Annotated in this window: 13 protein-coding genes; 3 read left to right on the forward strand and 10 right to left on the reverse strand. The window is 65.4% G+C overall.

Features of this window, described 5'->3' with window-relative positions:
• Positions 1–57 precede the first annotated feature (57 nt).
• Positions 58–387, reverse strand: coding sequence for an I78 family peptidase inhibitor (locus tag F6X61_RS16340; protein ID WP_153787482.1), 330 nt, complete (start codon positions 385–387; stop codon positions 58–60).
• A gap of 132 nt (positions 388–519) precedes the next feature.
• On the reverse strand, positions 520–840 hold the full coding sequence (locus F6X61_RS16345) for an I78 family peptidase inhibitor (RefSeq protein ID WP_153787483.1): 321 nt from the start codon (positions 838–840) through the stop codon (positions 520–522).
• A gap of 274 nt (positions 841–1114) precedes the next feature.
• Here F6X61_RS16345 and F6X61_RS16350 point away from each other — a divergent pair, with 274 nt between their 5' ends.
• Complete coding sequence (locus tag F6X61_RS16350) at positions 1115–1327, forward strand: hypothetical protein (RefSeq protein WP_153787484.1); 213 nt, start codon at positions 1115–1117, stop codon at positions 1325–1327.
• On the opposite strand, the gene F6X61_RS16355 is transcribed toward F6X61_RS16350, so the two are convergent.
• From F6X61_RS16355 to F6X61_RS16385, 7 genes are all read right to left on the reverse strand, one after another.
• Entirely contained in the window at positions 1299–2309 is a 1011-nt protein-coding gene (locus tag F6X61_RS16355) for a nucleoside hydrolase (RefSeq protein ID WP_153787485.1), read from the reverse strand. The genes F6X61_RS16350 and F6X61_RS16355 overlap by 29 nt on opposite strands.
• Positions 2310–2415: 106 nt before the next feature.
• The gene (rbsD, locus tag F6X61_RS16360; protein ID WP_153787486.1) at positions 2416–2820 is read right to left on the reverse strand and encodes a D-ribose pyranase; all 405 of its coding nucleotides are present in this window, start codon (positions 2818–2820) and stop codon (positions 2416–2418) included.
• Entirely contained in the window at positions 2817–3725 is a 909-nt protein-coding gene (rbsK, locus tag F6X61_RS16365) for a ribokinase (RefSeq protein WP_153787487.1), read from the reverse strand. Before rbsK ends, rbsD begins: the two co-directional genes overlap by 4 nt.
• A gap of 9 nt (positions 3726–3734) precedes the next feature.
• The gene (locus F6X61_RS16370) at positions 3735–4757 is read right to left on the reverse strand and encodes a LacI family DNA-binding transcriptional regulator (RefSeq protein WP_153787488.1); all 1023 of its coding nucleotides are present in this window, start codon (positions 4755–4757) and stop codon (positions 3735–3737) included.
• A 6-nt stretch (positions 4758–4763) separates the two neighbouring features.
• Entirely contained in the window at positions 4764–5759 is a 996-nt protein-coding gene (locus F6X61_RS16375; protein ID WP_153787489.1) for an ABC transporter permease, read from the reverse strand.
• Positions 5756–7309: a sugar ABC transporter ATP-binding protein gene (locus F6X61_RS16380; RefSeq protein WP_153787490.1), complete on the reverse strand. Its 1554-nt coding sequence runs from the start codon at positions 7307–7309 to the stop codon at positions 5756–5758. Before F6X61_RS16380 ends, F6X61_RS16375 begins: the two co-directional genes overlap by 4 nt.
• Positions 7310–7478: 169 nt before the next feature.
• Positions 7479–8432 carry a sugar ABC transporter substrate-binding protein gene (locus F6X61_RS16385; protein ID WP_153787491.1) on the reverse strand — a complete coding sequence of 318 codons (954 nt, stop codon included), beginning with the start codon at positions 8430–8432 and terminating at the stop codon, positions 7479–7481.
• A gap of 337 nt (positions 8433–8769) precedes the next feature.
• Here F6X61_RS16385 and F6X61_RS16390 point away from each other — a divergent pair, with 337 nt between their 5' ends.
• Complete coding sequence (locus F6X61_RS16390; RefSeq protein WP_153787492.1) at positions 8770–9861, forward strand: asparaginase; 1092 nt, start codon at positions 8770–8772, stop codon at positions 9859–9861.
• Positions 9862–9909: 48 nt separating this feature from the next.
• Here the strand turns inward: F6X61_RS16390 and F6X61_RS16395 are convergent, their stop codons facing one another.
• Positions 9910–11760 carry a polyurethanase gene (locus F6X61_RS16395; protein ID WP_153787493.1) on the reverse strand — a complete coding sequence of 617 codons (1851 nt, stop codon included), beginning with the start codon at positions 11758–11760 and terminating at the stop codon, positions 9910–9912.
• A 238-nt stretch (positions 11761–11998) separates the two neighbouring features.
• On the opposite strand from F6X61_RS16395, the gene F6X61_RS16400 reads away from it, so the two are divergent.
• Entirely contained in the window at positions 11999–13966 is a 1968-nt protein-coding gene (locus F6X61_RS16400) for a DNA topoisomerase III (protein ID WP_153787494.1), read from the forward strand.
• The last annotated feature ends 15 nt before the right edge of the window (positions 13967–13981 follow it).

Genomic DNA, 13981 nt, shown 5'->3' on the forward strand with positions numbered 1-13981 from the left:
TCGCGGGGCAAGCCCGCTCCCACTCTGGCGTGGGAGCGGGCTTGCCCCGCGATTGCATCAGCCGCAGTTGACGCGGGTGACCACACCTTTGTCATCGACATTCAGGTTCAAGCGCTCGGAGCGGTACTCCAGGGTGATCATGTCGTGGGGCTTGAGGATGCGCGCCATCTGCGAACCACTGGCCTTGCGCGCTTGCTCGAGCAGCTCCGCGGTAGCCGGCTTGCCGACGGTGAAATCGGCGCCACTGGCTTCGCAGCGGCCATCGTTGCCGACCGGGGCGGCAGGGGCGGCAGGGGCGGCAGTGCCACCCGAAGTGCCGCCGGTGCTGCAGCCTGCGAGAACGGTAGCCAGCAACAGGGTCGCCAGGGAAGCGCGGGTACGGAACATGAATCCTCCTGAAAATCGATGTGGGAATTGCACATGCGACAATTCCGCTAACTGTTTGTTGCAAAACGCCGAATTTTGCCTGAACCTCGCGCCGGGCGGGCAACGCAATCGTGACCGGATTTTGCACCAGACTCAGCGGCATTCCACCTTTATGACCACACCCTTGTCATCGACGCTGATGTCGACTCTATCGTCTCGGCTATCTGCCGTGATGAGCGAACCGGGTTTGAGGAAGCGCATCTGCTGCGAGCCGCTGGCCTTGCGCATCTGCTCCAACAGTTCAGGAGTGGCCTGCCTGCCGATGGCGAAGGCGGCGCCGCTAGCGTCGCAGCGCCCCTCATTGTTGGGCGATGCAGACGGGACTGCGGCTTGACGGGAAGTGGCACCAGTACTGCAACCTGCCAGTACGGTAGCCACCAGCAGGGTAGCCAGGGATGCGCGGAAACGGAACATGAATCCTCCTGAAAGTCGATGCGGCAATGTCCGCTGACAGTTAGCTGAAAAGCGCCGGATTCTGCCTGAACCGCGCCCTAGGCGGGCAACGCAATCGTGACCGGATTTTGCACCAAACCTTCAGTTACACCGGTAGCGGCGCTTATGCTTAAGTCGCAGGGCCGTTGACTGCAAGCCGTGATTTACTGCATTCAATGGAGCGCGCAACGCCTCCCTTCGAACGCCAGGACCCGGTATTCGATTCCTCAGCCCAGGCCCCCAGCGAGAACGCTTCATGAGCAACCACAGCATCGATGCCGACATCAAGGTCAAATGGGACGAAGGCCAGAGTGCCTATAGCCCGGACACCCCCGAAGAACTGGTGCTGATCGCCATCGATCTGCTGGTGCGCGACCGCGGTGGTGAAGCGGCGCGCAGCTTCATCGAGCAGGTGCTGGAACGCCGCGCGCCGCAGGCGGCTATTTCAATCGAGCCAGGCGCGCGCTGAGCAGGTCGAAGAAGCCCTGTGCGTCGCCCTCCTCCACCCAGGTGACATTGGCCGGCTGCTTGAGCACGCCGTACCAGTCGGCGACGGTCTGGCCAAAGGTCGGGCCCTCACGGCTGTCGACCACCATGTGGATGTCCCGCCCTTTGAACAGCTCAGGCTTGAGCAGGTAGGCGATCACACTGGCATCGTGCACCGGGCCGCCAGGCATGCCGTAGGTGTCCATGTCGAACTTGATGTAGGCGTTGAGGATATCCACCACCAGCTTGCTGGCCTTGTTGTTCACCGCCGCCAGTTGCTTGAGGCGTGCATCGCTGGTGAGCAGCTTGTGGGTGACGTCCAGCGGCAGGTAAGTGAGCTTGACGCCACTGGCCAGCACCACCTCGGCGGCGTGCGGGTCGGCATACAGGTTGAACTCTGCCGCCGGGGTGATATTGCCGCCATTGAAGTGAGCACCGCCCATGACCACCACTTCCTTGATGCCCTTGGCGATGTCCGGCTGCTGGATCAGCGCCAGGGCCAGGTTGGTCTGCGGGCCGAGCATGGCGACGGTGATGCTGTGGGGCTCGGCGGCACCCAGGGTATCGACCAGGTATTGCACGGCGTTGCCTTTGACCAAGGGCTGTTTCGGTTCATGCACCTGGACGCCGGTCAGCCCTTCTTCACCGTGCACATTGGCTGCGTAGATCGGCGGGCGCACCAAAGGCCGCCCGGCCCCGGCATACACCGGGATGTCTTCGCGCCCACCCCATTCGCGGGCCAGGCGGGCGTTGCGCGAGGTCTTGTCCAGGCGCACGTTGCCGGCGACCGTGGTGATGGCGCGGATTCTCAGCTCGTCAGGGGAAGCCATGGCCAGCAGCAGGGCAACCACATCGTCGGCGCCAGGGTCGGTGTCGATGATCAGGTCGCGCGGGGCGGCCATCAGCGTGGTAGCGGTTAGCGCAGACATGAGAGCAGCTCCTTGGAGCAGGCGTTTGAGAGACATTCAACACTCCTTGTTGTTTGATGATTGATTCAATCGCGGGGCAAGCCCGCTCCCACGCTCGTGCCCGCGCAGAACCGTGGGAGCGGGCTTGCCCCGCGAGGGTGACTCAAAAAGTAACGCCCGCCACCAGGGCAATATTGCTGTAAGGCTTGCACTCACCCGTGCGCACCACGGCCCGGGCCTTCTGGCATAGCACCTTGAATTCGGCGTGGGCCAGTAGCTGGCGCGTACCGATCTGCCCTTCGCCACGCAAACGTTCAACCTCCACCAACGCCGGCGGCGCAGCCTGCAAGATTTCCTCGGCCAGTACATGCCGCTCCACCTGCATCTCGCTCAACACCACCCGCAGCACACTGGCGAAGTCGGGAATCCCCGGCGTCAGCGCCAGGTCGATCAGCTCGACCCCAGGCGGCACCGGCAAACCGGCATCACCGATCACCACAATGTCGCCATGGCCCAACCCGGCAACAAGCCGTGACAGGGCGATGTTCAGCAGCGGCGTCTTCTTCATGGCGCCAGCTCCTGCAAATAGGGAATCGACGGCTGAGCCCCCACCCGAGTGACCGACAACGCCGCTGCACGCTGCCCGAAAACGATTGCGTCGTCGAGCGAAAGGCCACGGGCCAGGCCGGCGGCAAAACCACCGACAAAGGTGTCACCGGCCGCCGTGGTGTCCACTGCCTTGACCGGCGCGACGGGGAAATGCCGGTCGCCCTGCCCATCGACAAACAATGCCCCCTGGGCACCCAGGGTGACGATCACCTTCCCTGCCCCCAGCTTTATCAACTGTTCGCCGGCACGGCGAGCACTGTCGAGGTCGGTCACCGCGACCCCGGTCAGCGCCTCGGCCTCGCTTTCGTTGGGGATCAGGTAGTCGATATGGGCGTACCACTGCGCCGGCAGCGGGCCGGTGGCCGGCGCCGGGTTAAGGATCACGGTCTTGCCCAGCTCGCGCCCGCGCGCAAGGGCCCAGCCCACAGTCTCGGCAGGCACTTCAAGCTGGCAGATGATCACCTCGGCTCGCTGCAGCAACGCGTCGAAACGCTGCACCGCCTCAGGGGTGAGCAAGCCATTGCCGCCTGGAATGATGACGATGGCGTTCTGGCTGGCGGCATCCACCACGATCAGCGCAACGCCACTGGAGACCCCTGGGCAGATGCCGACGCCCTGGCAGTCGACACCTTCCACTTGCAGCGCCTCGCGCAGCTGCTGGCCATAGGCATCGTCACCCACATTGCCGACCATCGCCACGCTGGCGCCCAGCCGGGCCACGGCCACGGCCTGGTTGGCACCCTTGCCGCCGGGCACGGTGAAGAAGCTGTCACCGGCCAGGGTTTCACCGCCCCGTGGCAGGCGCTGGGCGCGGGCCACCAGGTCCATGTTGAGGCTGCCGACCACTACCACCTTGGCATCCATGGGTATTCCTTAACGGTAATCGTTGAACAGGTCCGGGCGCGGCCCGGTGGATTCGCGCAGCACGATGCGCGGCGCGACGATGCGCTGCTCCACCGCCCCGCAGCTCGGTGTGCCAATGCGCGACAGCAGCAGCGCCGCCGCGCTGTCGCCCAGCTCGCGGATCGACTGGCCGACAGTGGTGAGCGCCGGGTACACATAGCGGCTCAGCTCGATGTCGTCGAAACCGATCACCGACAACTCGCCCGGCACGTTGATATTGCGTTCGGCGGCGGCGCGCAGTACGCCAAAGCCGATCATGTCGTTGCCGGCGAAGATCGCCGTCGGCCGCTGGCCATCGAGCAGGCGCGCCGCGGCGGCATGGCCTCCGGGGCTGGTGAAGTCGCTGTGCAGCACATGGCCGGCGGCAATGCGCAGCCCGGCCTCGGCCATGGCCCGCCGGAAACCGGCCAGGCGCAGCTGACTGACGCCAGTGTCCACGGGGCCTGCGATGGTGGCGATGTCGCGATGGCCCAGCTCCAGCAAGTGGCGGGTAGCCAGGTAAGCGCCGTGCTCGTGATCGATGCGCACCAGGTCTGCCTCGACGCCGTCCAGCGCGCGGTCGACGATGACCATGGGCGTGCGCACGCAGGCCAGGCTGTCGAGCAGGTCGCGCTCCTCGCCCACCGAGGCGACGATCAGGCCGTCGATGCGTTTTTCCAGCAGCACGCGCAGGTAGCTGCGCTGCTTCTGCGGATCGTCGTCGGAGTTGCACAAGATCACGCAGTAGCCGTTGCGCTCGCAGGCATCCTCGATACCCCGGGCCAGCTCGGCGAAGTACGGGTTGACACTGTTGGGTACCAGCAGGCCGATGGTGGCGGTGCTGCGGGCTTTCAGCGAGCGGGCCACGGCGCTGGGCACGTAGTCGAGCTCGGCGATCGCCGCCTCGACTTTAAGGCGCACGTGTTCGCTGACCGGACGGGTCTTGTTCAGTACATGGGACACGGTGGTGTAGGAAATACCCGCCAGTGCCGCGACATCTTTGATGGTGGCCATGTTTTATCAGTTCCGCCGGTTCGCACGCCGGCTACGGTAAGTGTCGAGCACCACGGCGATGACGATGACCGCCCCGGTGATGATGCGTTTGGTGGGTTCCGAAGCACCGATCTGCGCAAGGCCTGCGGCCAGCACCGAGATGATCAGCACCCCGAAGAACGTACTGATGACCGAGCCGCGCCCGCCCATCAGGCTGGTGCCGCCGATCACCACGGCGGCGATCACCTGCAGCTCCAGGCCGGCCCCGGCGTTGGGGTCGGCGGCCTCCAGGCGGGAAATCTGGAACAGCGCGGCCAGGCCGGCGAGCACGCCCATCAGGGCGAACACCAGGATCTTGTACGGGCGCGGGTCGATACCGGCCAGGCGCACGGCTTCTTCGTTGGTGCCGATGCCGATCAGGTAGCGGCCGAACACCGTGCGGGTCAGCACCAGTTGGGCCAGCACGATCACCAGCAGGCCAATGATGAAGGCCGGCGAAATGCCGAAGGCGATGGGGTTGGAGAACCAGGCGAAGGCATCGCCGATGTAGGCAGTGCGCGAGTCGGTGAACTGGTAGGCGAGGCCCCGGGCCATCTCCAGCACGCCCAGCGAGACGATGAACGACGGGATACGCCAGGCCACGGTAATGCTGCCGGTGATGCTGCCGGCCAACGCCGCCACGGCCATGCCGAGCAAGGCGGCGGGCAGCACGCTCCAGCCCCAGCCGAGGATCGCCACGCTGACCGTGGAGGCGGCCAGCGCCAGCACCGAGCCCACCGACAGGTCGATGCCGCCGATGATCAATACAAAGGTCATGCCCACCGCCAGCACCATCAGGTCGGGGATCTGGTTGGCCAGGGTGCTGAAGGTGGCGTAGGACAGGAAGTGGCTGCTCAGCAACGAGAACAGCACGATCATCGCCAGCAAGGCGCCGGCCAGGCCCAGGTAGGTGCCCAGGCCATAATAGTTGCCGCTGCGGCGGGCGGGCACGGCGCCCGAGGTGTCGAGGGGAGTGGTTTTCATGCGTCCATCCTGGGAGCTGCGTCGTGCAGCAGGGCATCACGTTTCTGGTAGCCGGCAAAGGCGGCGGCAAGCAGCTGGTCCTGGCTCCAGCGGTCACGCTCGAAGGTGTCGATCAGACGCCCGGCGGACAGCACGGCGATGCGGTCGCAGATCAGCATCAGCTCGCGCAGGTCGCTGGACACCACCACCAGGGCCTTGCCCTGGCGAGCGAGTTCGGCAAGCAGGCCATAGATGTCGAACTTGGCCCCCACGTCGATCCCGCGGGTGGGCTCGTCAAACAGCAGCACCTGGCAGTCACGCTCGAGCCAGCGGCCGATGACCACCTTCTGCTGGTTGCCGCCGGACAGCTCGCCCACCGCCTGCGCCGGGCTGGCGCTGCGAATGCGCATGGCGCTGATCTGCCGTTCGGCCAGGCTGCGCTCGGCGCCGCTGTCGAGCACACCGGCGCGGGATACGGCGCCCAGGTTGCCCAAGGCGATGTTGGCGCTGATCGACTGGGTCAGCAGCAAGCCTTCGCCCTTGCGGTCCTCGGTGATCAGGGCAATGCCGGCGGCCACGGCGGCCTTGGGCGAGTCGATGCTCACTGGCTGCGGCGGCAAGCCAAGGGCAATCTGCCCGCTGTCGGCGCGGTCGGCGCCGTAGATCAGGCGCAGCAGCTCGGTGCGCCCGGCGCCGATCAGCCCGGAGATGCCGAAGATCTCCCCTGCCCTCACCTCGAACGACACTTCACGCACCTTGTCGCCACGGCTGAGCTTGTCGACCTTGAGCAACGGCGCGCCGATCTGGCGGCGGCCAAGGTCGATGTGTTCGCCCAGCTCGCGGCCGACCATCAGGTTGACCAGCTCGTTGCTGCTGTAGCGCTGGATCGGCTCGGCGCATACCAGCTTGCCGTCGCGCAGCACGGCGATGCGCTGGGCCACGCGCTGCAGCTCTTCGAGGCGGTGCGAGATATAGACGATGGCTACGCCACGCTGGCGCAGGCGCTCGATCTGGGTGAACAGCAGTTCCACCTCACGGTTGGTGAGCATGGCCGTGGGCTCGTCAAAGATCAGCACATGGCAGTCGCCGATCAGGTTGCGGGCGATCTCGACCATCTGCTGATGGCCGATGCCCAGCTCGCCAACCGGGGTGTCCGGGTCGATGGCTTCCAGGCCCACCTGGGCCATGGCCGCCGTGGCCAATTGGCGCAGGCGCTTCTGGCTGATCCAGCCGAAGCGGCTGGGCAGGTTGTCGAGGAACAGGTTCTCGGCCACGGTCAGGGTCGGCAGCAGGTTGAGCTCCTGCATCACCATGCGCACCCCAAGGCGCTCGGCTTCGGCGCGGCTGCCGGGGTTGTAGGGCTGGCCGCGGTAGTGCATCTGCCCGGCGGTGGGGATTTCCAGGCCGCTGATCAGCTTGGACAGGGTCGACTTGCCCGCACCGTTTTCGCCGGTCAGTGCCAACACCTCGCCGCCGCGCAGCTCGAGGGTGACGTCGCCGAGCACCGGCTGGGCGTAAGTCTTGCCCAGGCCGCTGACGGCCAGCATGGTTTCATTGGCCGTTACTGACATGGCCACCTCTCTTGATAGAACCAATCACAGCTTGTTGATTTTGCCTGCGTGGGAGCGGGCTTGCCCCGCGAACACCGGCGTAGCCGGTGCCATCCACCGCGGTGCGCCCATCGCGGGGCAAGCCCGCTCCCACGACCACTCAAGCATCAGGTCTCTCACTCACGAACAGTCACTTCGTGATCAATTCCACCGGCGTCTGGATCACATTGTCGGCATCCACGGCAGGCTTCTCGCCCTTGAGCATGGTCAACGCCGCCTGGATGCCATACACCGCCTGCTGGCTGGCGGCCTGGTCGAGGGTGGCGAGCACGCGGCCATCCTTGAGCATCGGCTTGATGGCCTTGATGTTGTCGTAGCCGACCACCTGCACCTGGCCGGCCTTGCCGGCAGCGCGCACGGCCGAGACCGCGCCCAGTGCCATGCTGTCGTTGCCGGCCAGCAGCGCCTTGAGGTCGGGGTATTCGTTGAGCATCGAGGCGGCCACGGCGTTGCCTTTGTCGATCTCCCAATTGCCCGATTGCACCGAGACGATCTTCATCTGCGCGGCTTCCATGGCGTCCTTGAAGCCGGCGGTGCGCTGCTGGGCGTTGGTGGTAGTCGGCACGCCTTCGATGATGCCGACCTGATCGCCAGCCTTGAGCTTCTCTTTGGCCAGGTAATCGCCGACGAGGCGCGCGCCCTTGCGGTTGTCGGGGCCGACGAAGGGCACGCTGATGCCCTTGCTCTTGAGCAGTTCGGGGTCGAGGCGGTTGTCGATGTTGATCACGATCACGCCTTTGTCCATGGCCTTCTTCACCGCCGCGACCAGCGCCTTGGAGTCGGCCGGCGCGATCACCAGGGCCTTGGCGCCTGAGTTGACCATCTGCTCGACGATGCGGATCTGCTCGCCGGTATCGGTTTCATTCTTGATGCCGTTGGCGATCAGCTCGAAATCCTGGGGGTTGGCTTTCTGGTAGTCCTTGGCGCCGTCTTCCATGGTGCGGAAGAACTCGTTGGCCAAGGATTTCATCACCAGTGCGACCTTGGGCGCGTCCTCGGCATGGGCGGCGGTCAGTGGCAGGGCAAGCATCAGCGAAGAGAGTACAGCGACGGCCAGCGGACGACCGGAGAACGGCAGCTTCATGGAAATGACTCCGAATTTTGTGATTTTTATCGGATGCAAACGTTTGCGGTAACTCACTATGGAAACAGGTCCCGCGTTTGTCAAATCCAGTAGGTAGGCAAAGCGCCAGCACGCACGCCGGATTATCCGCAATTTATCCGAAAAACCGAACACTTTTCCTACGTGCGTTCGGGATGCCGAACGACGGCAGCCCGCGCAGTCTCACGCATTCAGGTTACACATAATGAATATCAACGGCTTACAGATGAAAAGCGACGAACGGTAAAGACTGGTACGAAATCTGCCTGACTGTTGTGCGACACAGCGAACATCTCAATAGGAAGAGAGAAGAAGAACTATGATCCATATCGCACTCAAGGCCTTCACTCCGGCGACCCTGGCCCTGCTGCTGGCCCTGCCGACCACCGTTTCGGCCAAGGAAGCCGAGCAACAACAGAAGCTCGCCAACGTGGTGATCCTCGCCACCGGCGGCACCATCGCCGGTGCCGGTGCCAGCGCCGCCAACAGCGCCACCTACCAGGCTGCCAAGCTCGGCATCGACAAGCTGATCGCCGGCGTGCCGGAACTGGCGGACATCGCCAACGTGCGCGGCGAGCAGGTCATGCAGATCGCCTCCGAAAGCATCAGCAACGACGACCTGCTCAAGCTGGGCAAGCGTGTCGCCGAGCTGGCCGACAGCAAGGACGTCGACGGCATCGTCATCACCCACGGCACCGACACCCTGGAAGAGACCGCCTACTTCCTCAACCTGGTGGAGAAGACCGACAAGCCGATCGTGGTGGTCGGTTCCATGCGCCCGGGCACCGCCATGTCCGCCGACGGCATGCTCAACCTGTACAACGCCGTGGCCGTGGCCAGCGACAAGCAGAACCGTGGCAAGGGCGTGCTGGTGACCATGAACGACGAGATCCAGTCCGGCCGCGACGTGAGCAAGTCGGTCAACATCAAGACCGAAGCCTTCAAGAGCGCCTGGGGCCCGATGGGCATGGTAGTGGAAGGCAAGTCCTACTGGTTCCGCCTGCCGGCCAAGCGCCACACGGTCAACTCCGAGTTCGACATCAAGACCATCAGCAGCCTGCCGGCCGTGGACATCGCCTACGGCTACGGCAACGTCACCGACACCGCCTACAAGGCCCTGGCCCAGGGTGGCGCCAAGGCGATCATCCACGCCGGCACCGGCAACGGTTCGGTGTCGTCGCGCGTCGTCCCTGCCCTGCAGGAACTGCGCAAGAACGGCGTGCAGATCATTCGTTCGTCCCACGTCAACCAGGGTGGTTTCGTACTGCGCAACGCCGAACAGCCTGACGACAAGAACGACTGGGTCGTGGCCCACGACCTGAACCCGCAGAAAGCCCGCATCCTGGCCATGGTCGCCATGACCAAGACCCAGGACAGCAAGGAACTGCAGCGCATCTTCTGGGAATACTGATCCCGGCCTGAACCCGCCGCGGCGCCCGGCCGCGACGGGTTCACCCCATCAAGCGATGACGATCTGGCCGTCCGCCAGGCCCTGCCCGGCAATGCCCACCAGGGTCACGCTGTCCTTGCCGAAGGTCAGCACCAGGTCATCACCCACCTGGCTCAGGTGATCACGCAAGTCCCGCGACGCCGTGCCACCGTCCACCCCCATGAACACCAAACGGTCCTGGCTGCTGAAGTCCAGCACCCGGTCCTGGCCGAAATGGCCGTCGAACAGGAAGGTGTCGCGCCCTGCCCCGCCGCTGAGCAGGTCGTTGCCGGCACCGCCCACCAGCACATCATTGCCCGCGCCGCCCAGCAGGCGGTCATCGCCGTCCAGGCCGAACAACCACTGGCCCTGCTTGCCGGCCACCAGCGTGTCGCCCGCCTGGCTGCCGCTTTGCGAGGCGGCATAGAGGTTGAGCTTGCCGCTGGAGAACAAGCCATCGGCGCCAACCGAGTGGCTGACCTCCTTGCTGAAGAACACCAGGCTGGTCTCCTGGCTCACCAGGCTCTCCACGTTGCGCACCAGGCTGATGCCGCCCTCGGCGTCGCGCACGTACAGCGTCCCTTGCCCGTCACGGGCAATGCTCAGGTTGGCCAGCGCGTCGCCGAGCTTCAAGGTGTCGTGGCCGCTGCCACCGTCGATCAGGTTGAAGCCACCCTCGTCACGGAAGGTGTCGTTGCCGCCGCGCCCTTCCAGGTAATCGTTGCCACGCCCGCCCTGGATAAGGTCGGCCTGCTCGCTGCCGATGATGAAGGTGCTGCCCTTGTGCGTCTCGGCGTTGCGGTTGAGGTCCTGTACCCAGGTCGAGCCCCGGGTGACGTCGGACAGGTTGCTGACCACGATGGTCGAGTCGCGGCTGGTCCACTGATAGAAGCCGGAGTCCAGCACCCGGCCCAGGCCGTCGGTATATGCCGCCGGCAGGTGCGACAGCCAGGTAGCGATGTTGCCGATGGAGAACGGCAGCAGGTTCCAGGCGTCCGAAGCGTAGTGGTCGTTGAAGTTGACGATATTGTCGGTGGCCGAAGCCTTGGCACCGTCATGCACGCCCAGGGTGCCCCAGGTGACCGACGCGCCGTCGAGCACACGGAACACGGGGTCGTTTTCGTAGCCGATGTTAAGCACCTTGTCGGGGTTCGCAGCCTGGGTGGGCGAGGCAAAGGCAACGTAGCGCGCATCCTCATAGAAGCCACCCCAGCGCGCACCGCTGAGGTCGGCCAGGCTGTTGACCGCCAGGCCGCCCAGGCTGTGGCCGCTGACGGTAATGTCGGCGCCGCTCAGGCCGTTGGCCTTGGCGAAGGCCGCGACGTTACCGAGCAGGCCATCGAAGGCGTTGGCCGCGTAGTCGCGGGCATAGCCGGCCGGCCCCAGCGCCGCCAGCAGGTCGTTCACCGCATCACCCAGGGTGTCCCCCAGCAGGTTCTCGCGAGGCCCGCTGGTGCCACGGAAGGCGATGCCGATCCCGCTCAGCTGGCCATTGGCGTCGTAGCGCCCGAGGATCTCCACCTGGGCACTGGTGTAGCCCGGCGTTTCCCCGTGAAAGGTACCGCGGGCATCGGTGTGGCCGTTGTAGCCCAACTGCTCTGCGCTGATCGGCGTCCAGCCGGCGGCTTTCACCTGGGCCAACGCCTTGGCTTCGGAATCGGGGTTCCACGGGATGCCGGGGATCACCCCCTGGCTGTCACTGCCGCCGATCAAGGCCTTGACCAGCGTGGCCGGCAGGCCCAGGCCGAAGCCATGCTGCTGGTAGCCGGCGGCAAAGCCGTCGTCGATGCCATGGTAGGCGTACATGGCCAGGGCCATGGCGTCCTGGTAAAGCGCGCCGGAGGCGGCGCTGTCGAGCTGCTTGTAATCGAATACGGGCATTGTTTGACGTCCTTGTAGCAGGTAGGAAAAACGCCCCAGCGACATCGTCCACTGACACGACTGACGGGCGAAGGGCCAAGTTCGCACGGGGCTCGCCTCAAGGTCCAACACCATGCCTGGGGCTACCCTGCCAAAGGTGCGGGCATAAAACCTGTACATGCATACAGATAAAACTTGCCTGCCCGCCCTGCCTTGCGCATCCTAGTGCCCCATCTCCAACGATGAAGCGTTGCCGGCCATGCGCCTCTTTCTCTGCGAAAAACCCTCCCAGGCAAAAGACATCGCCAAGGTGCTCGGCGCCCAGCGCCGTGGCGATGGCTGCTGGCAAGGCACTGACGTGTGCGTCACCTGGTGCATCGGCCACCTGCTGGAAACCGCGCCACCCGACAGCTACGACGAACGCTACAAGCGCTGGTCCCTCGACGACCTGCCGATCATCCCCGACAAGTGGAAGATGACGGTCAAGCCCAAGACCGCCAGCCAGTTCAAGGCGGTCAAGCGCCTGCTGGGCGAGGCCCGCGAGCTGGTGATCGCCACCGACGCCGACCGCGAGGGCGAGATGATCGCCCGCGAACTGGTCGAGCACTGCCGCTACCGCGGCCCCATCCAGCGCCTGTGGTTGTCGGCACTGGACGATGCCTCGATCCGCAAGGCCCTGGGGCGCCTGCTGCCTGGCCAGGAAACCTTCAGCCTCTACCACTCGGCCCTGGGCCGCTCGCGTGCCGACTGGCTGATCGGCATGAACATGAGCCGCCTGTTCACCCTGCTCGGCCGCCAGTCCGGCTACCAGGGCGTGCTACCGGTGGGCCGGGTGCAAACTCCGACATTGCGCCTGGTGGTGGACCGCGACCGCAGCATCGCCGATTTCGTGCCTGTGCCGTTCTGGGCCATCGACGTGCAGCTGGAAAGCGCAGGCCAGGTGTTCAATGCCCAATGGCGCGCGCCGGAAGACGCCTGCGACGACCAAGGCCGCTGCCTGCAACAAGCGTTGGCGCAGCAGGCCGCCACCGCCATGCAGGCCGCAGGCACGGCGCGGGTGCTCAAGGTTGCCACCGAGCGCGTGCGCGAAGCGGCGCCGCTACCCTTCGACCTGGGCACGCTGCAGGAGCTGTGCTCGAAAAAATTCGGCCTGGGCGCCCAGGAGACACTGGACATCGCCCAGGCCCTGTACGAAACCCACAAGCTGATCACCTACCCGCGCAGCGACAGCGGCTACCTGCCACTCAGCCAACACGGCGAGGCACCGGCGATTCTCGCCGCCCTGCAGCGTGCCGACGCCAGCCTCGCACCGCTGCAAGCCCATCTTGAGCCTCAGCGCCGCTCACGGGCGTGGAATGACCAGAAGGTCAGCGCCCACCACGGCATCATCCCCACCGCCGCCGCCAGCGACCCGGCGCGCCTGCCGCCCAAGTACAAGGCGGTCTACACGCTGATCCGCGCCCGTTACCTGGCGCAGTTTCTGCCCAACCACGAATACGACCGCACCCAGGCTGAGTTCGACTGCGCAGGGCAAGCGCTGCGCGCGGTGGGCAAGCAGATCGTCGAGCCGGGCTGGCGCCGCGCCCTGCCCGAGGCACTCACCCCGGCCAAAGGCCGCGAAGCACCACCGGCCCAGGTGCTGCCCGCCCTGCGCGAAGGGCAGGACTGCGCGCTGCATGATCTGCAACTCAAAGACCTGTGGACCCAGCCGCCCAAGCCCTTCACCGAGGGCGACCTGATCAAGGCGATGAAGAACGTCGCCAAGCTGGTGGATGATCCGCTGCTCAAACAGAAGCTCAAGGAAACCACCGGCATCGGTACCGAGGCGACCCGTGCCAGCATCATCCAGGGCCTGCTCGATCGTGGTTATCTGGTCAAGAATGGCAAGGCGCTGTCGGCGACACCTGCGGCGTTCAGCCTGATCGATGCCGTGCCCCGCGCCATCGCCGACCCCGGCACCACGGCCATCTGGGAGCAAGCGTTGGACATGGTGCAAAGCGGTGAGATGAGCCTTGAGGAGTTCGTCGCTCGGCAGTCGGCCTGGATGGGCAAGCTGGTACAGCGCTGCGCGGGGATGCGCCTGAACATCAGCGGCCCGCCCTTGCCGCCGGGGGGCAAGGGTGCGCCGTGGAAGAAGAAGCGTGGGGGTGGGGGCAAGCGCAAGGCGGAGCAAGGGGCGGCCAAGGCCACGACCCCGCGCCGGCGCAAGACTGCCGGCAAGTCTTGAAACATCGCGGGGCAA

The sequence above is a fragment of the Pseudomonas sp. EMN2 genome, from assembly GCF_009650555.1.
Taxonomy (GTDB): domain Bacteria; phylum Pseudomonadota; class Gammaproteobacteria; order Pseudomonadales; family Pseudomonadaceae; genus Aquipseudomonas; species Aquipseudomonas sichuanensis.